This is a genomic window from Arthrobacter sp. ISL-5 (assembly GCF_018613835.1).
Lineage (GTDB): Bacteria > Actinomycetota > Actinomycetes > Actinomycetales > Micrococcaceae > Arthrobacter.
In genome coordinates this window covers 50,580-71,200 of sequence record NZ_JAGGPM010000025.1, presented here as the reverse complement: position 1 = coordinate 71,200, position 20,621 = coordinate 50,580, and the positions used below count along the sequence as shown (strand labels likewise).

Genomic DNA, 20,621 nt, shown 5'->3' with positions numbered 1-20,621 from the left:
ACCCGGGAATTCACATCGTAGCGGGGTTCGCCGGCTGCCCGTAGGGGTCCGGGACGGCGCGGCCGGCCGGAAATTGCGCCCTCAGAGCGCCTTCACGGCCCCGAGCACCTTCGTGAGGGAGTCCTTCGCGTCGCCGAACAGCAGCGTGGTCTGCGGCTCGTACATGAGTTCGTTCTCGATCCCGGCGAATCCGGGGCGGAGGGAGCGCTTGAGGAACACCACCTGCCGCGCGTCGGCCACCTCGAGGATGGGCATGCCGTAGATCGGCGAGCCGGCCGACGTCTTGGCCGCGGGGTTGACCACGTCGTTGGCGCCTACCACCAGCGCGACGTCGGCGGTCCGGAATTCGGAGTTGATCTCGCTCATCTCCTTGAGCGATTCGTAGGGCACGTTGGCCTCGGCGAGCAGCACGTTCATGTGCCCCGGCATGCGCCCCGCCACGGGGTGGATGGCGAAGTCCACCCGGATGCCGCGGGCCTCGAGCGCCAGCGCCAGCTCCGCCGCGGTGTGCTGGCCCTGAGCCACTGCAAGGCCGTAGCCGGGCACGATGATCACACGCTGCGCGTAGCCCAGCAGCACCGCCACGTCCTCCGCGCTGGAAGAGCGCACGGGCCGGTCGCTCACGGCCGTGGATCCCGCCGTCGAATTTCCCTTGAACGCCCCGAACAGGATGCCCGCGACGCTGCGGCCCATGGCCGCGGCCATGGCGCGGGTGAGGATGGTGCCCGAGGCACCCACCAGCGTGCCCGCCACCACCAGGAGCACGTTGCCCAGCACCAGGCCGGAGGCCGCGACGGCCAGGCCGGTGAACGCGTTCAGCAGGGAGATGACGATGGGCACGTCCGCGCCGCCGACGGGAAGCACCAGCAGCACGCCGGCCAGCAGTCCCAGCACCAGGAGCACCAGGGCGAGCGCGAGCGAACCCCCGAGAACGACGGCGGCGCCGGAACCCACCGCCGCGAGCAGTACTGCACCCATGAGCACGGGCAGCCCGGGGAACACCACGGGCCGGGTGGTCATCAGCTCCTGGAGCTTGGCGAAGGTGATGGCGGAGCCGGCGAAGGACACCGCGCCCACCAGCAGAGTAAAGACGACGGCGAGACGCATCCAGCCGTCGTCGGCATGCGGAAGCTCAAGCAGCGCCACGAGCGCCGCGGCGCCGCCGCCCACGCCGTTGAAGAGGGCCACGAGCTGCGGCATCTGGGTCATCTTCACCCGCCGGGCCACGGGCGCGGCCACGCCGGACCCCACGGCGATGGCGCCGAGAATCCACGGGACGTTGTCCAGCCTGACCGAGAAGAACACCGTCACCACGGCCAGGAGCGCCCCGAAGGCGCCGACCAGGTTGCCGCGGCGGGCGGTGCGGGGTGAGTTGAGGCCCTTGAGGGCCAGGATGAAGAAGACGGCGGCGGCGAGGTACAGCAGCGAGGTCAGGGTGGGATCGAGAAGGGTCACCGGACGCTCCCCTTGCCTTCAGGTGCTTTGCCCTCGTGCGCTTTGATGTCGGACGGCCCGCCCGCGTGAGGCCCGCCCGAGGCGGACGGCTTCCCCGGCGGTTTGTCCGCCGCGCCCCGGCGGCCCCGGAACATCTCCAGCATGCGGTCCGTCACCACGAAGCCGCCCACCAGGTTCGCGGTGGCGAGGACCACCGCGAGGAGCGCCACGGCCAACACCCAGGGGTGCGCAGCCTGGCCGGCAACGATGATGGCGCCCACCAGGATGATGCCGTGGATGGCGTTTGCGCCGGACATCAGCGGTGTGTGCAGGGTGCTGGAGACTTTGGAAACCACTTCGAAGCCGACAAAGACCGCCAGCACGGTGATGGTCAGGAGGCTGATGCCGTCCATCATGACACCCCCTCGTTCTCGGACGCCTTCTCTCCGGAGAGCTCGCCCTCCGGAGGCCCCGCCTGTTCGGAGAGCTCGCTCTCCGGGGGCGCCTGTTCGGGGGGCGCCTGCTCGGGGAACCCCGCCGGCCCGGCGATCGCCGCGAGGGCCTCCGCCGTCGGCGCGTGCCGCACCACGCCGTCGTGCGTCAGGCACGCCCCGGCCACCACGTCGTCGTCGAAGTCCGGAGCGACGGTGCCGTCGCGGGTCATCAGGGCGAGCAGGTTGGCCACATTCTTGGCGTACAGGCGCGAGGCATCGGCGGGCATGGCCGACGGCGCGTCCTTCAGCCCCACGAGGGTGACGGTACCGTGGCCGTCGGCGGTGGGGACGTGAATGTCCCGGCCGGGCATCGAGCCCTCCACGTTGCCGCCGGATTCCGCGGCGAGGTCGACGACGACCGATCCGGGGCGCATGCCCCGCACCATGTCATGGGTCACCAGGAGCGGGGCCCGCCTGCCGGGGACGGCCGCCGTCGTGATCAGCACGTCCGCGTCGGCGACGTGCGGCGCCAGGAGCTCGCGCTGCCGGGCGCCGCGGTCCGCGCTGAGTTCACGGGCGTAGCCGCCGGACGCCTCCGCCGTCTCAAGATCCAGGTTGATGAACGTGCCGCCCATCGAGGTGACCTCTTCGGCCGAGGACGGCCGGATGTCGTTGGCCGAGACCCGCGCGCCCAGCCTCTTGGCGGTGCCGATGGCCTGCAGCCCGGCCACGCCGACGCCGAGCACCAGCACCCGCGCGGGCGGGACCGTTCCGGCGGCCGTCATGTAGAGGGGAAAGAAGCGGGGCAGCCGGATGGCGGCCTCGAGTACGCAGCGGTAGCCGGCCACCAGCGCCTGTGAGGAGAGCGCGTCCATGGACTGGGCGCGGGAGATGCGCGGCACCAGCTCGAGGGCGAAGGACGTCACGCCGCCCTCGGCGAGCGACTGGACGACGGCCAGTTCGGTCGACGGCGAGGCCAGGCCGACGGTGACGGCGCCCCATTTAAGGGACCGGGCCGTTGACGGTTCGAGCGGGCGGACGTGGGCCAGGACATCCAGTTCTGCCGGGTCAAGGTCCGGGACGATCCGGGCGCCGGCCTGGCGGTAGTCCTCGTCGCCGTGCCCGGCGGACGACCCTGCCCTCGATTCGACCAGCACGTCAAGGCCCAGCCCGGTCAGCTGCTTCACCGTTTCCGGCGTCGCAGCCACCCGCCGCTCACCTTCCCGGCGCTCCCTCGGTATTCCTAGCTTCACCCGCCACTCCCCTTCCGGACGAATGCAGCTGCGCCTGCCTGGTTGCCGCCTGCCTGGTTGCCGCTGCTGGCGGGGGCCCGGTGAGCCGCGCTGCTACACATGGTTGGCTTGAGTCTATGACCCAGCGGGGCTGCGCGGCAGTAGGGCGGGCGCAACAGACCGGCCTACGTTCCGCTGCGGTACCTGACAGTGCTGTTGCGGCCGCACTGTTTGGCCCGGTAGAGGGCTTGGAGGACGCCGGCGATGTACGGCAGATTCTCCCGGTACGCGTCCTCGCCCACGACGTCGCGCATGTGGAGTCCGCGAGCCTGCTCCGGCGTCCGCCCGACCCAGCCGACATACGCATCGTTGGCAAGCCTGTTCCGCAGCTCCCGGTCCCAGTACCCCACCATGGCGGGAAGCGCGTTGAGGACCGCCGAACCCTACAATCCCCCCACCGGGGAAAGGCGGCCCGACCTGCGGTTTCCCGCCTAGCGTCCCGTGGAAAAGTCCGACGAAATCCGCTCCGCAGTGGCCACGATTTCCTTGCGCACCGAGTCCAGGTAGGCCTCGGGGTCCGGCTTGGCCGCAACGCTCTGGGCCTGCAGGGAAACGTTGACGGCTGCCACCACCTTCGTGCCGTGGTAGACGGGTGCCGCGACGGACATGAGCCCCAGCTCGAGCTCCTGGTCCAGCAGGCACCAGCCCTGGGCGCGGACGGTGTCCAGGACGGCCAGGAGCTCCTGGACGGTGCCGACGGCGCGCGGTGTGAGCGGCTTGATCTCGGCCGCGGCCAGGTATTCCTTGAGCTTTGCGGGCGGAAGGGCGGCGAGCAGCACCCTGCCCATCGACGTCGCGTAGGCAGGGAACCGGGTGCCCACCGTGATGCCGATGTTCATGATCCGGCGCGTGGTCACGCGGGCAATGTAGGCGATGTCCGTGCCGTCCAGCACCGCGGCCGACGTGGATTCCCCGAGCTTGAGGGACAGCTCCTCGAGGTGCGGCTGGGCAAGCTGCGGGAGGGACAGGCCGGACAGGTAGGCGTACCCGAGCTGCAGCACCTGGGCCGTGAGCGCGAATGTCTTGCCGTCCGTCCGCACGTAGCCGAGTTCGACGAGCGTGTGCAGGAAGCGGCGGGCCGTGGCACGGGTCAGGTCGGTGCGCGCGGCCACCTCGGTCAGGGTCATGACGGAGTGGTCGGTGTCGAACGCGCGGATCACGGCCAGCCCCCGCGCCAGGGACTGCACATACTGGTCACTCGCCGCCGGCGCGCCGGTTTTCGGCGGGCGGCCGGCCCTCGATGCGGTCCCTGCTGCTGCGTCGGTCATGGTTACCAATCCTATTCGCGCGAACGGGCACTTCCGGCCCCGCCCCGAAGCGCGAACTGGCAGCTAATGACCTCAGATCGCGGATTTGAGGGCATCTGCTGCCAGTTCGCGCTGAAAGGAGGGCCCGGTTACTTCCCCGCTGGAGCCGGGTACGCGGCGTCGACCTCCACCTCGACGAGCCAGCCATTCACCGGCAGGTTCTCGATCTCCAGGGCAAAGCGCGATGGCCGTGCGGCGTTCACCACGAAGGGCGCTGCCGGCTCTGCTGAGCCAAGGCGGACTTTGACCGGCGTCCCGTCAGCAAGGTTGGTGTTGGCGAAGTACTGCCGGTACGCCCTGTTCCAGCCGTCGAAATCGGCCTTTTCCGCCCCGGCCGGATTCTGGAGGAAGACGCGCATGGTGATGACGTCGTCGTAGTCCAGCCCCGCCTGGGCGAGGTTCTCACCGATCCGGCGCAGGGCGTTAATGCCCTGCGCCTCCGTGATTGTCACTCCCGCGGGGAGAACCCCGCCGGGGAACACCGCGGGGTCGATGTAGCGTTCCTCGCTGCCGGCCGGAGCTGACGCGTTCAGCGCGGACGGACCCAGGCCGCTGGTCTTGTAGATTGCCGTGTTGGCGCCGATCGCCACTCCGCCGGCAATCATCGGGTTGTCCTGGCCCGCCGGGAGGTTCGGCACTGTGGTGCCTGGCTTCGGGGCAGTCAGGTCCGCGAAGACCGCAGGAGCGGCCATGGCCGCGCTGGCGGTCAGGCTGATACCGGCGATGATGGCGGCAATCGGTACGATCTGACGACGGAGCAGGGGTTTCCTTCCGGGGGTCGGGGCGGAGCGTGGGCCGAGAACGGTGTTCACCCGGCCACCGCCGCAGCCACGCGGGTGTGCAGGGAGGTGACGGCAGCGCGGGCCGACGTCATGGCACCGTGCTGCCAGGCGACGGCGTGGCTGAGATGATCGCCGGCGAAGTAGATGTTGCCGGAAGGTTCCAGCAGTTTGGCGTATTTGGCGTCGGTCTGCGACGGCCAGCCCACCCATGCGCCCTCGGAGAAGGCGGTGCTGCCCCAGTCGACGGAGAACGACGCCGCCACGTCCTTCCGGTACACGTCGCCATGGATGCGGGTGCCTTGGTCAAGGGCGCGGTTCAGGCGGTTTGCCGGGCTCAGTGACTGGTACACGCGGGCATTGGCGCCGGTGTTGTAGTAGCCCACCATCGTGCCGCGCTGGCCGTGGAATCCGGTGGACGGGTACCACATGTTGCCGAGGTCGATGTTGGTGTTGGTGATCCCGCCGTAGATGCGGTGGTCCTCCTCCCACCAGCGCCGGGAGTATTCAATGCCGATCTTTCCGGCGTCGCTCGGGGTGGCGAATTTAAGGGCCTCAAGGACGTCGGCGGGCAGGTTGCCGGGAATGTTGGCCGCGATGTGTGGGGGCAGCGTGCAGACGGCAAAGTCCGCCTCGATCCTTTGGGCCTGTCCTCCCGGATTGGTGTACTCGACGGCGACCCCGGCAGCCGTGTTGGTCATCGAGACTACCTTCGCCCCATAGACGAACTTGTCCCTTCCGATGGCCTTTTCGAAGGCGTAGGGGATGCGGTCCATTCCGCCGACAGGCTGGAACATCATCATGGCCTGGTCCCAGCCAAACTCGAACGAGAAGTAGTTGCCCACACCGCTGGCAAACACATCGGACAGAGCGTCCGGCGCCAGGGGCTCACCTGCTTCGAGGCCGGCCCCGGGGACCGTGGAGTAGCCTTTGCGGCCGCTGCCCGCGTACTTGAAACTTCCGGCGGCGTCGCCGGGGACCTTCGCTCCGATGGCGCCGAAGTTCTGCAGGAAGGAGATCAGGTTTTCCTTGTCCGCCGAGCTCAGGTACGTGTCCAGGGCTCCCTGGTCGGTGGCTTTCGCCAACAGCTCGGAGACGTAGCCGTAGACATCGGCCTTGGCGGCGCGGTGCCGGATGGGCCTGTTGGACAGCTTGGTGTTGCCCTCCCGGAACAGGTAGCCATCAGCGTTTTGGTTGGTGAAGGGCTCGATGGCCACGCCCAGCTCTTTGCAGTAGTCGAGCGTGACGTGGTGCTGCGGAATGCGTCCCGGACCGGCGTTCATGTACTGGTCTTTGGAAAATGCGGCCCGCTGGGTGACACCCTTGAGGTCCGTTTCCTCCGTGCCGCCGCGGACTGTCCAGTTGCGCCCGCCCGGACGCATCCGCGCCTCGAGGACAGTAACCTTGTAGCCCGCCTTTCCCAGCTCGTAAGCAGTTGTCAGTCCTGCGATTCCGCCGCCGAGCACGACGACGGATTTGCCGTTGTTGCCCTGCAGGTCTCCTGCCCGCGGAGCCGCGAAGGCCGGAGTAGCGGTGTCGGGTGCGAGCCCCATGGCAGCCATGGTCTCGTACATGACGCCTGCCCCGCCCACGATGCCAACGTAGCGGAGGAAATTTCTGCGAGTTGCGCTTGCCATTCATAATCCCTTTCAACCGGAGCGTACGCACCGAGCGTAGGGATGAAATGTTTCAAAAAAGGCCGTGACAATTTCTGTCGTATTCCGGTTACATTTCGGACAAGTGAATGGCAAGCCTGTCACACGTCACGTGCGCGCGAACTGGCAGCTAATGACCTCAGAGCGGGGATTTGAGGGCATCTGCTGCCAGTTCGCGCGGTGGTGGGGGTTAGCGTTCGACGGCGGGGGCTGCCGTGAGGGGGACGGGCACCAGGGCCTGGAGCTCCTCGAGCGTGCAGCCGAACGTCTCGCGGACCTGGACGCCGTCCGGGCCGGTCAGGAACACGGCCTTGTCCGTGTACACGCGGGTCACGCAGCCCACCCCGGTGAGCGGGTACGTGCAGGCGTCCACGATCTTGGAGGCGCCGTCCCGGGTCAGGAGCGTCATCATCACAAACACGTCCTTGGCGCCGGTGGCCAGGTCCATCGCCCCGCCCACGGCAGGAATGGCGTCCGGCGCGCCGGTGTGCCAGTTGGCGAGGTCGCCGGTCGCGGAGACCTGGAACGCGCCGAGCACGCAGATGTCCAGGTGCCCGCCGCGCATGATCGCGAACGAATCGGCGTGGTGGAAGTAGGACGCCCCGGGCAGTTCGGTGACAGGGATCTTGCCGGCGTTGATGAGGTCGCCGTCGATCTGGTCCCCCTCGGCGACGGGTCCCATGCCCAGCATCCCGTTCTCGGTGTGGAGCGTGATGTTCTGCTCGGGCTCGAGGTAGTTGGACACCAGCGTGGGCTGGCCGATCCCGAGGTTCACGAACGAGCCGGGCTTGATGTCCCGTGCCACCAGGCGGGCGAGATCATCGCGGCCCAGCGGCTTGTCGCTGGTCTGGAGAGATGCTGTCTGGATGCTCATGTCAGGCCACCTGCTCTGTTTTGCCGGCAGTGCCGGCCACGCGGACAATGCTGTTGACGTAAATGCCGGGGGTCACGACGTTCTCCGGATCCAGGCCGCCGGTCGGCACGATCTCCGACACCTGGGCGATGGTGTGCTTCGCGGCCGCGGCCATGATGGGGCCGAAGTTCCGTGCCGTCTTCCGGTACACGAGGTTGCCCTTGCCGTCGGCCTTGAGCGCCTTGATGAGGGCGACGTCGGCGTGGATGGGTGTCTCGAAGACCTGTCCGCGGCCGTCGATGATCCGGGTTTCCTTGCCCTCGGCCAGCATGGTGCCGTAGCCGGTGGGCGTAAAGAAGCCGCCGATTCCGGCACCGGCGGCCCGGATGCGCTCGGCCAGGTTGCCCTGCGGCACGAGTTCCAGTTCGATTTCTCCCGCCTTGTACTTGGCGTCGAAGTGCCAGGAATCGGACTGCCGCGGGAAGGAACAGATCATCTTGCGGACCCGCCCTTCCTTGATCAGCAGCGCGAGGCCCTGGTCGCCCTGTCCGGCGTTGTTGTTCACCACGGTCAGGTCCGTGGCGCCGCCGTCGAGCAGGGCGTCGATCAGCTCGAACGGCTGCCCGGCGTTGCCGAACCCGCCGATCATCACGGTGGAGCCGTCCTTGATGCCGGCGACGGCCTCGCCCACGGTGTCAATGAAAGTCAGCATGGCCTACGCCTTTCCGCTGTTAGCAGTTACGTTTTCGAGCACCACGGCCAGGCCTTGCCCGACGCCGATGCAGATTGCCGCGACGCCCCAGCGCTCACCGGAGGCCTGGAGGCTGCGGGCGAGGGTGCCGAGGATGCGGGTGCCGGAGGCGCCCAGCGGGTGGCCCATGGCGATCGCGCCGCCGTGCCGGTTCACGATCGAATGGTCGATGCCCCATGCGTTGATGCACGCCAGGGACTGCGCGGCGAACGCTTCGTTAAGTTCGACGGCGCCCACCTGGTCCCAGCCGATGCCCGCCTTCGCGAGGGCCTTGTTCGCGGCCTCCACCGGGGCGTAGCCGAAGTACTGCGGATCGTTCGCGTGCGCGCCGCGGCCGGCGATCCGGGCCAGCGGCTCGAGCCCGAGCAGCCCGGCGGCGGTCTCGGAGCCGATCCAGGCCGCGGAGGCGCCGTCGGACAGCGGGGAGGCGTTGCCGGCGGTGACGGTGCCGTTCTCGGTGCGGAACACGGTCTTCAGGCCGGCGAGCTTCTCGGCCGAGGACCCGGCGCGGATGCCTTCATCCCGGACCAGGTCCGTGCCCGGCACCGGGGCCACGAGGTTGTCGTAGAAGCCCTCGTCCCACGCCGCGGCGGACAGGTTGTGCGAGTCCGCGGCGAACTCGTCCTGCTGTTCGCGGGTCACGCCGTACTTCTCACGGAGCCGTTCGGTGGCCTCCCCCAGGGAGATGGTCCACTCGTTCGGCATGGCCTTGTTCACCAGGCGCCAGCCCAGCGTGGTGGAGGCCAGGGTCATGTCCCCGGCCGGGTAGGGCTTCTCCGTTTTGGGCAGCACCCACGGCGCCCGCGACATGGACTCGGCGCCGCCCACCAGGACCAGGTCGGCATCGCCGGCGTTGATCTGACGGGACGCGATGATCGCCGCGTCCAGCGACGAACCGCAAAGCCGGTTCACCGTGGTACCCGGGATCGAGACCGGCAAACCCGCCAGCAGCGTGCCCATCCGGGCGATGTTCCGGTTCTCCTCGCCGGCGCCGTTCGCGTTGCCGAAGACCACCTCGTCGATCCGCTCCACGTCCAAGCCGGGGGCCCGGCGAACGGACTCGCCGATCACGTGCGCGGCGAGATCATCCGGGCGGACTCCGGCGAGGCCGGAGCCGAACTTCCCGAAAGGCGTGCGAACGGCGTCGTACACAAAAGCCTGGTTCATAACTGTTCCTCTAATTCCGTCTGTGAGTCCCAACTAGGTCGCAGTTGATGTCGTTATGACGGCTCAAAACGACACCTGCTGCTACCTAGTTGGGTGGGGTGGGTGCGTCAAGCGCTGTGTTGTCCATTTCACGGAACACCTGCTGCGCGGTCTTGAAGGCGGTGTTGGCGGAGGGGACTCCGCAGTAGATGGCGGTCTGCAGCAGGATTTCCTTGATTTCGTCCCTGCTCAGGCCGTTGGTGATGGCTGCGCGGATGTGCATGGCCAGTTCTTCCCAGTGCCCGTGCGCCACCATGGCGGTGATGGTGACGGCCGAGCGCATCTGGCGCGGGAGGCCGGGACGGGTCCAGATGCCGCCCCACGCGATGCGGGTGATCATGTCCTGGAAGTCCTCGGTGAAGGCGTCCTTGTTGGCGTTGGCGCGGTCCACGTGTGCATCGCCGAGCACTTCTCGCCGGACCACCATGCCGCCGTCGTAGATGTCCTGGCTGGTGGCCTCCGGCTGCACGACGCCGTTTCGTTCAGCGCCGGAGCGCTGTGATGCCTCCGGGCCGGTCACTTGGCAGCCCCGCGGGATTCGCTCCACGTGATGAGGGTCCGCAGCAGATCGGCAACGTGGCCGGGCGCTTCGGCGGGTGCCAGGTGCGCCACGCCTCCGAGGGTGACGGCCGAGGCCGTGCCTCCCCCGGCGGTGATGCCGTCCGCGATTTCCTGCGCGACCGACGGCGGCGCAACAGAGTCCTCCGCGCCGGCCACCGCCTGGGTGGGGACGGTGATGCTGCCGAGCTGGTCCCGGACGTCGAAGCCGGCCAGGGCCTCGCAGCAGAAGGCGTAACTGAAGCGGTCGGTGTCGCGCAGGGAGTGCAGCAGCTGGCTGCTCAGCTCCGGCTCGCGGTCCATGAATCCGGGTGCGAACCAGCGCCCGGCCGAGCCCTGGATCATCACGGGGGTGCCTTGGGTGCGGACCGTTTCCGCGCGTTCCCGCCAGGCTTCGGGCGTGCCCAGCTTGGCGCCGGAGCACTGCACGGAGAGGCTCTTCAGCCGGTCGCCGTGTTTGATAGCGAGCTGCAGGCCGGTGGCCCCGCCCAGCGAAACCCCAGCGTAGTGGAACGTCTCGCCGGGGGCGATCGAGTCGGCAAGTTCGACGACGGCGTCCGCCAGTTCCGCGACGCTGAACGGTTCCGTAGCGGCCGGAGAGACGCCGTGGCCGGGCAAGTCCCAGGCGACGACGTCGAAGCCGTCGGCCAGGAGGGAACCGGCCTGCGCCCACAGCACCGAGGAGGTGCCCAGCGACGGTCCCACGATCAGGAGGGGTTTGTCGCCTAGTGTGCGCTGGGGAGAAAGCAGCACTGCCTTCAGTGTTGGTCTAGCCACGGGAGTCTCCGTTTCCGTCTTTTTCGGGTGGGGTAGGCGCAAAGTCCGGGAAGGCGGCCAGGATCCGCCGCGAGATCCCGGCGGCCTGGCCGAGGTAGCTCGCGGGGTCCAGCAGCTCTTCGAGTTTGTCGTCGGAGAGCCGGTCCGCGGGGACGGCCGCACGGAGGAGCCGCCGGTAGGTGTCCGCCTGCTCGGCGGCGGGTGCCTGCAGGGTCCGGGCCACCGCAGCCTGCAGCTGCTGCTTGCCATCGGCGCCGGATCCGTCAACGGCGAGCAGCGGCGCCACGGCAGCGGACACGCCCTCGCTCAGGAGCAGGGGCCCGGACAGGTCCAGGTTGCGGCGCATGCCCTCCGGGAAAACCTGCAGCCCTTCAGCCAGTGCGCGGAGGTGTCCGGCCGCTCCGAGGGCCAGTCCGAGCAGCTCGCGCAGGGCGGGCCATTCGGTGTGCCAGGCGCCGTCGGGGCGTTCGTCGTTGAAGTTGGCGGCAGCAAGGTGCAGCTGGGCGGCCAGGCCGGGGGCCCGGAGCGCCGCGCTGCGGACCAGCACCGACAGCACCGGGTTCTGCTTCTGCGGCATGGCCGAGGAAACGCCGCGGCCCGGCGCCCGGGGTTCGGCCAGTTCGGCCACCTCGGGCCGGCTCAGGAACAGGACGTCGGAGGCAATCTTGCCCAGCGCATCCGTCACACCGGCCAGGGCGTCGCCCAGGGAGGTGACGGCGAGCCGGTTGGTGTGCCACGGGGCCGGTGTGGCGGCGAGGCCCAGCTGCGCGGCGAGCTGATCCGACAGGCTGAAGGGATCCGACGCCGACCCGGAGGTGAGGACGGTGCCGGCGGCCAGCGTGCCGGCCGCGCCGCCGGTCTGCACGGGCAGTTCCAGCGCCTCGAGCCTGCGCGCCGCGGCGGCCAGCCCGTGGAACCACTGCGCGGCCTTGAGTCCAAACGTGAACGGCAGCGAATGCTGCGTCAGGCTCCGGCCCACGCAGAGCGTGTCCGCATGCTGCTCCGCCAGGCGGGCGAGCGCCGTCGTCGTGCCCCTGACATCGGCCAGCAGGGCCGAAACCGTGTTCCGTGCCAGCAGCATGAGCGCCGTGTCCAGCACGTCCTGGCTGGTCAGCGAGGTGTGCACCGCACCCAGTGCACCAACACCGGCGGCGCCGATGTTGCCGGTGTCCAGGGCCTTGACCTGGGCCAGCAGGTCGGCCAGCAGCGGGATGACCGGGTTGCCGCCGCCCTGCGCCCGCAGCGCGATGCCGGCAACGTCGTAGCGCGACGCGTCGGCCGCGTGGGCCACCACCGCCGCGGAACCGGCCGGCGCCAGGCCGGCCCGGTCCAGCACGGCGGCCCAGCCGGCCTCGACGGCGAGGATCGCCGCCAAGACCGCTCGGTCACCGATCAGCGCCGTCACCAGGGGCGACGCCGACACGGGGCTGAGCAGCCCGACGTCGCCGTCGGTGCCGGCTGGCTGGAAGTCGGTCACTGTGAGGCACCCTCGGTTCCGGTTCCCTCGAAGTCGAGGAAGACGGTTTCGCCCTCACCCTGGAGGCGGATGTCCCAGGTGAGGCCGCCGTCGGCGTCGCGGCGGGCGATCAGCGTCTTGCGGCGCTCCGGGTCCAGCGAGGACAGCAGCGGGTCCTTCGCGAGTGCTTCCTCGTTCTCCGGCAGGTAGATGCGCGTGAACAGGCGGTTCATCAGGCCGCGGGCAAAGACGGCCACTGAGATGAACGCCGCGGCGCCGGGCTCGGTGGGTCCGGGGTTCACCGTGGTGAAGGTGTACACGCCGGTGTTGCCAACGGCGCTGCGGCCGAAGCCGGTGAAGGTGTAGGCGTCTCGGACCAGGGACCCGGTCCGGCGGACGATGTCGCCCTCGGCGTCCGGCTGCCAGATTTCCAGGATGGCGTCCGGGATCGGGTGCCCGGCGCCGTCGTACACGGTGCCCTGGAGGCGGATGGAGCCCGGGGAGCCGGGAGCCAGCAGCTCCCGGTCCTTGTCGTAGGGCAGCGCGTAGCCGTAGAAGGGGCCCACGGTCTGGCCAGGTGTTGCGGTGAGTTTACTCATGGTCATCGCCTTCTGCGCCCAGCGCCTCGTTTTCGGTCCAGGTCCGCTTGCAGCCTGTCAGGACGATGTCCCAGTTGTAGCCCAGGGCCCATTCGGGCTCGGTGAGGTCGTGGTCGTAAGAGGCCACGAGGCGGTCGCGGGCGTCCTGGTCCACGATCGACTGGTAGATCGGGTCCAGCGGGAAGAGCTGGTCCCCCGGGAAGTACATCTGCGTGACGATCCGCTGGGTGAACTCCGTGCCGAACAGGGAGAAGTGGATGTGCGCCGGGCGCCAGGCGTTGAGGTGGTTCTTCCACGGGTACGCGCCGGGCTTGATGGTGGTGAAGCGGTAGGAGCCGTCCGGGCCCGTGATGCAGCGGCCCACGCCGGTGAAGTTGGGGTCCAGCGGGGCGGGGTGCTGGTCGCGCTTGTGGATGTAGCGGCCGGAGGAGTTGGCCTGCCAGATTTCCACCAGCTGGCCCGCTACAGGGCGGCCGTCGCCGTCGAGCACGCGGCCGGCCACGATGATGCGTTCGCCCTGCGGCTCGCCGTTGTGCTGGATGGTGAGGTCCGCCTCCAGGGCGTGCACGTCCTGGTGTCCGAACGCCGGGGAGTGCAGCTCGATGGTTTCCGGGTCCGCGTGGTGCAGGCTCTTGGTGGGGTGGCGCAGGATGCTGCTGCGGTACGGGGCGAAGTCCAGGCGGGGCTGGGTTTCCTTCGGTGCACCGTCCTTCAGGGCCCGGGCATAGGCGTCTCCGAGTGCCTTGATCTCCGCGCTGAGATCCTGCTGGGTTTCCACGCGGGGCGCTTCCGCCGGGACGGCCTGCGGTGCAGTCCCGGATTCGGCAGGTACTGCGTCCGACAGGTCCTCGGTGAGCGCGTCGGCGTTGTAAGTCGCGAGATTCACGTCTTCAGGCACAGCAGCCTCCTTTCAATCGGTGGTGGTGTTGGTTAGTTGGTCAGTTGGTGCAGGTGGTCGTACTGGACGGCGTGGCGGACCGGGGCGTTGGGCGCCCCGTAGCCGTCGTAGCTGCCGCGGCGTTCCACCATTTCGAAGAAGACGCTGCCCACGGTGGCGGTGTAGAAGTGCAGGAACTCGCCGTCGGCGTCGCGGTCATAGAGCAGGTTGAGGTCCTGGAGCGTGGCCAGGAAATCCGGGTCCAGCCCGAACCGGGCGTCCAGGTCTTCGTAGTAGTTCGCCGGGATCTGCAGGAAATCCAGCCCCCGGTCCCGGGCAGCCCTGGCGGTGGCCACCAGGTCATCCACCGCGAACGCGATGTGCTCCTGGTACGTCTTGTGCCGGGTTCCGTCCTGCTGCAGGAGCGGCGCCAGGTTCAGCACCAGGCGCACGGCCCGGTCGGAGGTCTGCATGATCTGGGAGCGGACCAGTCCGCTGGGGCTTGCCACCTCGGCGTAGGGCTGCGGCTCCAGGGCCAGGGCGCTCGTGTAGAAGAGGACGGCCTCGTCGAAGTGCTGCCACGGCTGGGCCAGGTTGACGTGGTCGATCACCGCGGTGCGCGCACCCGACGGGACTTCCAGCCCCCCGCCGAACTCGCGGGTCCAGGCGGCGGTGCCGTCGGGGCTGCCCTGGCACAGGAAGATCTCGGTGGAGTCCGGGGCGGCGAAGCCCTGGAACACTTCCTCGTTGGCCTGGCTCTTGCGCGGGACAACCGGGGCCTTGAGCTGCTGGGCGCGGGCGGAGGCAATCACGGGGGAATCGACGTCGAACCCCAGGGCGGCGATCGCCGGGGCCGGTGAGCCGTCCCCGATACCCGGGGCCTGTTCGTTGATGATGACCCGGGCATGGCCCATGGTCCACAGCTGCACGTCCTTGGTCCGGTGCCGGCCGTTGAATTCGAAGCCGAGCTGCCCCAGAACGGTTTCCAGCGCGGCGGTGTCCGCGGCCTTGACCTCGGCGAAGTTGAATCCGGCCGGTTCGGCGACCTGCGGGAGCGTGGCCAGTTCCATGGGATAACGACGGCGGCCGGCGGCTTTGGCGCCCGCCCCGCCGTCGGCGGCGCTTCCGTTCGAAACGGAAGCAGCGTTCGCCTCGAGCCACTTGGCGCTCTGCTCCTCCAGCCAGATCAGCGAACGCATGGCGTCAACGGCGGTGCGTTCGACGTCCGACTGGCGGAAGACGTCGTTGAAGACCTCCAAGGACACCGGCCCGGTGTAGCCGGCGCGGACCACGTGGCCCATGAACTTGGCCAGCTCGAACTGCCCCTCGCCCGGGAAGACGCGGTAATGCCGGCTCCAGGAGAGCACGTCCATGGAGAGCTTGGGGGCGTCGGCCACCTGGACGAAGAAGATCTTATCCGGGTTGAAGTCCTCGATGGGCGCGGTGTCCCAGTCGCGGGACAGGATGTGGAAGGAGTCCAGGCACGTGCCGAGGTTGGGGTGGTCCACCATTTCCACGAGCCGGTGGGCATGCTCGTAGTCGTTGACGTACTTGCCCCAGGCCAGCGCCTCGTAGGCCACCTTCACGCCGTGGTCCCCGGCCAGTTCCGCCAGGGCGGCGAGCTGCTTGGCCCTGAGGCCGTCGTCGTCGATCGTGGCGGTGGCGACGTTGGAGCAGACCAGGATGGTGTCCATGCCCAGCCGGGACATGAGCCGGAACTTGGCGTCGGCCCGGCGGAGGTTCGCGGCGAGCACGTCCTCCGTGACGCCATCGAAATCGCGGAACGGCTGGTAGAGATCCAGGGTGAGGCCCAGGTCGGCGGCCATTTTCCGGACGTCTTCCGGGCTCAGCGGCGAGGTGACCAGGTCCTGTTCGAAGATTTCGATGCCGTCGAAGCCCGCTATGGCGCAGGCCTGCATTTTTTCCTTCAGCGTGCCGGAGAGGCACACGGTGGCGATTCCGGTGCGCATCAGACGGACACCTCTTCGGCGGCAATGAGCTCCAGGAAGTGGGCCCGCATCCGGTCGGCATCGGCTTCGAGACCCGTGAAGATGCGGAAGGCGTCAGCGGCCTGGCCCACGGCCATGCGGCCGCCGTCGAGAACGTCGCAGCCCTTGGCCCGGGCCTCGCGGACCAGTTCGGTTTCGATGGGGCGGTAGACGATGTCCGCCACCCAGTGGCGCGGTTCCACCAGCGTCATGTCCAGCGGAACGCCGGGGTGGGCGGCCATGCCCACCGGTGTGCAGTGCACCAGGCCGTCGGCCAGCGGCATGAGCCGCGGCAGCTCCGCCGTCGTGCGGGCCGTAATGGTGCGGTCCGGGAAGAAGCCGGCCAGCTCGCCGGCGCGTTCGGCGCCGCGCTGCGGATCCATGTCCACGAGGTCCAGCACCTGGACGCCGGCGGTGAGCAGTGCGTACGCGACGGCGGAACCGGCACCTCCCGCTCCCAGCTGCACGACGCGGTCCAGCTTGGCGTCCGGAAGGCCGGAGGCGAGGGCGGCGGCAAAGCCGGAGAAGTCGGTGTTGTGTCCGATGAAGCGGCCGTCCTGGATGACCACGGTGTTCACGGCGCCCAGCTTCGCGGCGTCGGGGGCGATCTCGTCCAAGTGGTCCAGGACCAGCTGCTTGCACGGGTGGGTGATGTTCAGGCCGTTGAAGCCCATCCGATAGGCGCTCTGCAGCAGGTCCCCGATGGTCGAGCCGGGAAGGCCCAGCTCGTGGAGGTCGATGGGGCGGTACAGGTACCGGAGGCCCTGGACGTCGCCTTCGCGTTCATGCATGTACGGGGAGAGTGACGGCATCACGCCATCGCCGACGAGTCCCACGAGGTAGGACTCAGTTCGATTGCTCATGCGTGCGGGCTCCTTTGACAACGGCACTCGGCCGGCTGGGCGCCCGTGGCGCCGGCCGCTGGCCGGGTGATAGGGATTACAGTACAGCAGAAGTTCATATGTTGCACTCTTGTTCTAGATACGAACAATTCCGGAAAATACTCAGCCGGCGATCAGCGCTGGGGCAGCCGGGCGGCGAGCTCCGCGGCGGCCGCCTGGAGCAGCGGCACAAGGGCAACGAGCGCCTCCATGCTGAGCCGGAACACGGGAACTGCAGTGGCCAGCGAGGCGAAGGCCACCCCCTGGGAGTTCAGGACCGGCACCGCCACGGCGCGCATGCCGAGCTCGTTCTCCTCGTCCATCACCGCGTACCCCTGCCGCCGGACCTGGTCAATTTCGGCCCTGAAGGCGTCGCGGTCCGTGATGGAGAGGCTGGTGAGGGCTTCCAGCGGCAGTTCGTCAAGCAGCCGCTCGCGTTCGCCCTCCTCCGCGAAGGCCACCAGCGCCTTTCCTACCGAGGTGGTGTGGAGCGCCCCGAGGTGGCCGGGGTCGCTGGTGACCCGGAAGGTCTGCGGCCCGTCCACCTTGTTCACCGTGAGGTGGTGGTGGCCATCGCGGACGGACAGGATGGTGGCCTCCCCCGTCTGTTCCGTGACGCGCCGCAGGATTGGCAGCGCGGTGCCGGCGAAGCCGTGGTGGTTGGAAACGCGCTGGCCCAGCTGGAAGATGCGCAGGCCCAGGTGGTAGCGGCGGCCCTCGGCTTCGTAGTCCACAAAGCCGTCCCGGGTCAGCGAACCCAGGAGCCGGTACGTCGTGCTGAAGGGCAGTTCGGCACGGCGGGACAGCTCCGAAGCGCTCGCGCCGCGGGGTTCATCGCCCAGCAGCACGAGGAGGCCCAGGGCCTTGCCCACCATGTCCGTCCGGGAATCGTCTTTGCTCGCCTTGGCCGGCTTGGCAGCCTGGTCCAGGCCGTCCGCGGTTGCTTCTGCCGGGGACTGGATGCCGGCGTCGTTGCCTGTGGCTTCTTTCACACTCATAACTCGATGTTGCCACAATGTGAGAGCTATTTCTAGATGGTGAATAAATTTCTTGACAGGTGACTGCCCTCACAGTCATCATTGCTGTATCGCACAAGTAGCTCTCACCATGTGGCTACTTCGTCCGGGTCCGAGGACCTCCAGCCGCCCCTTCCCCAACACGGACGGCGGCTGCAACACTCCTGATACATCCGCGACAACGTCGTCACACCGAAGGAACACCATGAGCCAGACACTCCCGTCCGTAGAGCCGGGCACCGTTGCCCCGGCCGGGACCCCGAAGAAGGCAGCCCTTGCCAGCTTCCTCGGCAGCGCCGTCGAGTACTACGACTTTTTCATTTTCGGTTCCGCCGCTGCACTGATCTTCCCCAAGGTCTTCTTCCCGGATGCCGGCGCCAATGCGGCCATCATGTCCTTCGCGACCTTCGGCTTCGCCTACGTTGCCCGGCCCGTCGGCGCTGTCATCCTGGGCCACTTCGGTGACCGGGTGGGACGCCGCAAGGTCCTGATGTTCACGCTGCTGCTCATGGGCGCCTCCACGTTCGTGATCGGCTGCCTGCCCGACTTCAACACCGTCGGCTGGTGGGCTCCGGCCCTGCTGGTGCTGGCACGCCTCTGCCAGGGCCTCTCCGCGGCCGGCGAGCAGGCCGGCGCCTCCTCCATGACCCTGGAACACGCACCGGACAACCGCCGCTCCTTCTTCACCTCCTGGACGCTCACCGGCACCCAGGGCGGCCAGATCCTCGCCGCACTCGTCTTCATCCCGGTCCTCGCCCTGCCTGACGAGATCAAGTACGGCATCGGCTGGCGCATCCCGTTCTGGCTCAGCGCCGTTGTGGTGATCGTCGCGTTCTTCATCCGCCGCACCCTGCACGAGCCGCCGGCCTTCGAGGAAGCCCAGAAGTCAGCCCAGATCGCCAAGCTGCCCGTGGCCGACCTGTTGAAGTCCCACTGGCGCGACGTCCTCCGGGTCATCTGCTGCGCCTTCATCGCCGCCGTCTCCACCGTGTTCGGCACCCTCGCCATCAGCTACGCCAAGACCGTTGCGGGCGTGGACGGCACCACCACCCTGTGGCTCGTGGTCGGCGCAAACCTGGTGGCCCTGGGCACCCAGCCGCTGTTCGGAAAGCTGGCCGACAGGATCGGCCGCAAGCCCGTCTTCATCTACGGCGCGCTGGCCAGCGCTGTCCTGACCCCCGTGTTCCTGCTGAGCCTCGAATCCGGCAGCGTCCCGCTGATGTTCCTCGCCGCCATCGGCTTCTTCTCCTGCGGCTACGCAGCCTCGAACGCCGTCTGGCCGTCCTTCTACGCCGAGATGTTCAGCACCAAGGTCCGCTTCTCCGGCCTGGCCATCGGCACCCAGCTCGGCTTCCTGATGGCAGGGTTTGCGCCCGCCATCGTGGCTGCCATGGGCGGCATCAAGCCCGGCGGCTGGGTCCAGATCAGCATCTTCACGGCGGTCATCTGCACCATCGCTGCGGTCTCGGCCCTCACGGCCAAGGAAACCTTCAGGACCCCCACCAAGCAGCTCGGCCTCAAGTAATCCGACCGGCACCCGACCGGCCCGGGTGCGTCCCGCCGTCGTGACCCCGTTTGCCTGCCAAACGCCCCGCGACACGGCGAGTCCCCCGCCTATTCGGCCTGCTTAGCTCCAAAGAAGGTCACGACGGCGGCCCGCCCCTCCCGAGGGGCGGGTCACCTGTTTATGTGGCCAGCACCTCGGCGAGGTCGAACTTCACGGGCTCCTCGAGCTGCTCGTAGGTGCAGGACGACGGGTCCCGGTCCGGGCGCCAGCGCACGAACTGCGCGGTGTGGCGGAACCGCTCGCCTTCCATGTGGTCGTACTTCACTTCCAGCACGCGCTCGGGACGCAGGGGCGTGAAGGACAGGTCCTTGCCGGCGCTCCAGCGGCTGCCCTCGGCGTTGCGCGGCGTCCGGGCGCCGTCCTCCTGCTTGGCCCAGGCCCACGGGTGCTCGTCAAAGTTGGTCACCAGCGGCTGGAGTTCCTCGAACAGCTCCCGCCTCCGCTGCATCGGAAAGGCGCCCACCACGCCCACGCTGGCGAGTTCGCCGTCGGGCTTGTACAGGCCCAGCAGCAGCGATCCGATGGCGTCCGGTCCGCTCTTGTGCACCCGGTAGCCGGCCAGGACGCAGTCGGCCGTGCGTTCGTGCTTGACCTTGAACATCACGCGCTTGTCCGGCTGGTACTCGCCGTCGAGGGGCTTGGCGATAATCCCGTCCAGGCCGGCGCCCTCAAACTGGTTGAACCACTTCCCGGCAAGCTCCCGGTCCAGCGTCGCGGCGGTCAGATGGATCGGCGAACTCGCCGTGGCCAGCGCCGCTTCCAGGGCGGCGCGCCGCTCGGCGAAGGGCCTGCCGCTGAAGTCGTCGTCGCCCAGGGCCAGCAGATCGAAGGCCACAAACTTCGCCGGCGTCTGTTCGGCCAGCAGCTTGACCCTGCTGGCGGCCGGATGGATCCGCTGCTGCAGGGCGTCAAAGTCGAGCCGGTCCCCCGACGCGCCCACCAGGACGATCTCGCCGTCGAGCACGCACCTCGGCGGCAGGTTGGCTTTCAGCGCCTCCACGAGCTCCGGAAAGTACCGGGTCATGGGCTTTTCGTTGCGGCTGCCGATCTCCACGTCGTCGCCATCGCGGAAAATGATCGACCGGAAACCGTCCCACTTCGGCTCGTAGCTCATGGCACCCTCCGGGATGGCGGCCACCGATTTGGCAAGCATGGGAGCAATGGGGGGCATGACCGGAAGCTGCATACGCC

Annotated in this window: 19 protein-coding genes and 1 pseudogene; 1 reads left to right on the top strand and 19 read right to left on the bottom strand. The window is 68.6% G+C overall.

Annotation, left to right across the window (positions count from 1 at the left end):
* Positions 1–81 precede the first annotated feature (81 nt).
* The 18 genes and pseudogenes from J7I89_RS13670 to J7I89_RS13585 all read right to left on the bottom strand — a co-directional run bounded on the left by J7I89_RS13670 (position 82) and on the right by J7I89_RS13585 (position 17,845).
* Complete coding sequence (locus tag J7I89_RS13670) at positions 82–1,455, bottom strand: NAD(P)(+) transhydrogenase (Re/Si-specific) subunit beta (protein WP_214971198.1); 1,374 nt, start codon at positions 1,453–1,455, stop codon at positions 82–84.
* Complete coding sequence (locus tag J7I89_RS13665) at positions 1,452–1,847, bottom strand: NAD(P) transhydrogenase subunit alpha (RefSeq protein ID WP_251045323.1); 396 nt, start codon at positions 1,845–1,847, stop codon at positions 1,452–1,454. The genes J7I89_RS13670 and J7I89_RS13665 overlap by 4 nt, the downstream gene beginning before the upstream one ends.
* Positions 1,847–3,121 carry a Re/Si-specific NAD(P)(+) transhydrogenase subunit alpha gene (locus tag J7I89_RS13660; protein ID WP_308159910.1) on the bottom strand — a complete coding sequence of 425 codons (1,275 nt, stop codon included), beginning with the start codon at positions 3,119–3,121 and terminating at the stop codon, positions 1,847–1,849. The genes J7I89_RS13665 and J7I89_RS13660 overlap by 1 nt, the downstream gene beginning before the upstream one ends.
* Positions 3,122–3,285: 164 nt before the next feature.
* Positions 3,286–3,519: pseudogene (locus J7I89_RS13655) on the bottom strand (PAS domain-containing protein); the annotation flags it as partial.
* 72 nt (positions 3,520–3,591) lie between these two features.
* Positions 3,592–4,428 (bottom strand): IclR family transcriptional regulator C-terminal domain-containing protein, encoded by an 837-nt coding sequence (locus J7I89_RS13650; RefSeq protein ID WP_251045310.1) that lies wholly within the window; start codon positions 4,426–4,428, stop codon positions 3,592–3,594.
* A gap of 128 nt (positions 4,429–4,556) precedes the next feature.
* Complete coding sequence (locus J7I89_RS13645) at positions 4,557–5,279, bottom strand: Rid family hydrolase (RefSeq protein ID WP_308159909.1); 723 nt, start codon at positions 5,277–5,279, stop codon at positions 4,557–4,559.
* Positions 5,276–6,883, bottom strand: a complete 1,608-nt coding sequence (locus J7I89_RS13640) for a flavin monoamine oxidase family protein (protein WP_251045309.1) — start codon at positions 6,881–6,883, stop codon at positions 5,276–5,278. Before J7I89_RS13640 ends, J7I89_RS13645 begins: the two co-directional genes overlap by 4 nt.
* Positions 6,884–7,091: 208 nt before the next feature.
* Positions 7,092–7,775, bottom strand: coding sequence for a 3-oxoacid CoA-transferase subunit B (locus tag J7I89_RS13635; RefSeq protein ID WP_056623089.1), 684 nt, complete (start codon positions 7,773–7,775; stop codon positions 7,092–7,094).
* A gap of 1 nt (position 7,776) precedes the next feature.
* A complete protein-coding gene (locus tag J7I89_RS13630) occupies positions 7,777–8,466 on the bottom strand; it encodes a 3-oxoacid CoA-transferase subunit A (RefSeq protein WP_214971191.1) in 690 nt (229 codons plus the stop codon).
* 3 nt (positions 8,467–8,469) lie between these two features.
* Positions 8,470–9,672 carry a thiolase family protein gene (locus J7I89_RS13625; protein ID WP_214971188.1) on the bottom strand — a complete coding sequence of 401 codons (1,203 nt, stop codon included), beginning with the start codon at positions 9,670–9,672 and terminating at the stop codon, positions 8,470–8,472.
* An 85-nt stretch (positions 9,673–9,757) separates the two neighbouring features.
* Positions 9,758–10,231, bottom strand: a complete 474-nt coding sequence (gene pcaC, locus J7I89_RS13620) for a 4-carboxymuconolactone decarboxylase (protein ID WP_214971185.1) — start codon at positions 10,229–10,231, stop codon at positions 9,758–9,760.
* On the bottom strand, positions 10,228–11,046 hold the full coding sequence (locus J7I89_RS13615) for an alpha/beta fold hydrolase (protein ID WP_214971183.1): 819 nt from the start codon (positions 11,044–11,046) through the stop codon (positions 10,228–10,230). Before J7I89_RS13615 ends, pcaC begins: the two co-directional genes overlap by 4 nt.
* Positions 11,039–12,523 carry a lyase family protein gene (locus J7I89_RS13610; RefSeq protein ID WP_214971180.1) on the bottom strand — a complete coding sequence of 495 codons (1,485 nt, stop codon included), beginning with the start codon at positions 12,521–12,523 and terminating at the stop codon, positions 11,039–11,041. The genes J7I89_RS13615 and J7I89_RS13610 overlap by 8 nt, the downstream gene beginning before the upstream one ends.
* Positions 12,520–13,101 carry a protocatechuate 3,4-dioxygenase subunit alpha gene (pcaG, locus tag J7I89_RS13605; RefSeq protein ID WP_214971178.1) on the bottom strand — a complete coding sequence of 194 codons (582 nt, stop codon included), beginning with the start codon at positions 13,099–13,101 and terminating at the stop codon, positions 12,520–12,522. Before pcaG ends, J7I89_RS13610 begins: the two co-directional genes overlap by 4 nt.
* Positions 13,094–13,999, bottom strand: coding sequence for a protocatechuate 3,4-dioxygenase subunit beta (pcaH, locus tag J7I89_RS13600; protein WP_214971175.1), 906 nt, complete (start codon positions 13,997–13,999; stop codon positions 13,094–13,096). The genes pcaG and pcaH overlap by 8 nt, the downstream gene beginning before the upstream one ends.
* Positions 14,000–14,031: 32 nt before the next feature.
* On the bottom strand, positions 14,032–15,948 hold the full coding sequence (locus J7I89_RS13595; protein ID WP_214971173.1) for a bifunctional sugar phosphate isomerase/epimerase/4-hydroxyphenylpyruvate dioxygenase family protein: 1,917 nt from the start codon (positions 15,946–15,948) through the stop codon (positions 14,032–14,034).
* Positions 15,948–16,829, bottom strand: coding sequence for a shikimate dehydrogenase (locus J7I89_RS13590; RefSeq protein ID WP_214971172.1), 882 nt, complete (start codon positions 16,827–16,829; stop codon positions 15,948–15,950). Before J7I89_RS13590 ends, J7I89_RS13595 begins: the two co-directional genes overlap by 1 nt.
* 152 nt (positions 16,830–16,981) lie before the next feature.
* Positions 16,982–17,845 (bottom strand): IclR family transcriptional regulator, encoded by an 864-nt coding sequence (locus tag J7I89_RS13585; protein ID WP_214971171.1) that lies wholly within the window; start codon positions 17,843–17,845, stop codon positions 16,982–16,984.
* A gap of 223 nt (positions 17,846–18,068) precedes the next feature.
* Between J7I89_RS13585 and J7I89_RS13580 the strand changes: the two genes are divergently transcribed.
* Complete coding sequence (locus J7I89_RS13580) at positions 18,069–19,388, top strand: MFS transporter (protein WP_214971170.1); 1,320 nt, start codon at positions 18,069–18,071, stop codon at positions 19,386–19,388.
* 160 nt (positions 19,389–19,548) lie between these two features.
* Here J7I89_RS13580 and J7I89_RS13575 read toward each other — a convergent pair whose 3' ends face one another.
* Entirely contained in the window at positions 19,549–20,616 is a 1,068-nt protein-coding gene (locus J7I89_RS13575) for an ATP-dependent DNA ligase (protein WP_214971168.1), read from the bottom strand.
* Positions 20,617–20,621: the final 5 nt, after the last annotated feature.

Bases quoted from the DNA above. Each gene is read 5' to 3' on its own strand.
- J7I89_RS13665 (WP_251045323.1), bottom strand. From the start codon at position 1,847: ATGGACGGCATCAGCCTCCTGACCATCACCGTGCTGGCGGTCTTTGTC.
- J7I89_RS13650 (WP_251045310.1), bottom strand. From the start codon at position 4,428: ATGACCGACGCAGCAGCAGGGACCGCATCGAGGGCCGGCCGCCCGCCG.
- J7I89_RS13640 (WP_251045309.1), bottom strand. From the start codon at position 6,883: ATGGCAAGCGCAACTCGCAGAAATTTCCTCCGCTACGTTGGCATCGTG.
- J7I89_RS13635 (WP_056623089.1), bottom strand. From the start codon at position 7,775: ATGAGCATCCAGACAGCATCTCTCCAGACCAGCGACAAGCCGCTGGGC.
- J7I89_RS13630 (WP_214971191.1), bottom strand. From the start codon at position 8,466: ATGCTGACTTTCATTGACACCGTGGGCGAGGCCGTCGCCGGCATCAAG.
- J7I89_RS13625 (WP_214971188.1), bottom strand. From the start codon at position 9,672: ATGAACCAGGCTTTTGTGTACGACGCCGTTCGCACGCCTTTCGGGAAG.
- pcaG (WP_214971178.1), bottom strand. From the start codon at position 13,101: ATGAGTAAACTCACCGCAACACCTGGCCAGACCGTGGGCCCCTTCTAC.
- J7I89_RS13595 (WP_214971173.1), bottom strand. From the start codon at position 15,948: ATGCGCACCGGAATCGCCACCGTGTGCCTCTCCGGCACGCTGAAGGAA.
- J7I89_RS13590 (WP_214971172.1), bottom strand. From the start codon at position 16,829: ATGAGCAATCGAACTGAGTCCTACCTCGTGGGACTCGTCGGCGATGGC.
- J7I89_RS13585 (WP_214971171.1), bottom strand. From the start codon at position 17,845: ATGAGTGTGAAAGAAGCCACAGGCAACGACGCCGGCATCCAGTCCCCG.
- J7I89_RS13580 (WP_214971170.1), top strand. From the start codon at position 18,069: ATGAGCCAGACACTCCCGTCCGTAGAGCCGGGCACCGTTGCCCCGGCC.
- J7I89_RS13575 (WP_214971168.1), bottom strand. From the start codon at position 20,616: ATGCAGCTTCCGGTCATGCCCCCCATTGCTCCCATGCTTGCCAAATCG.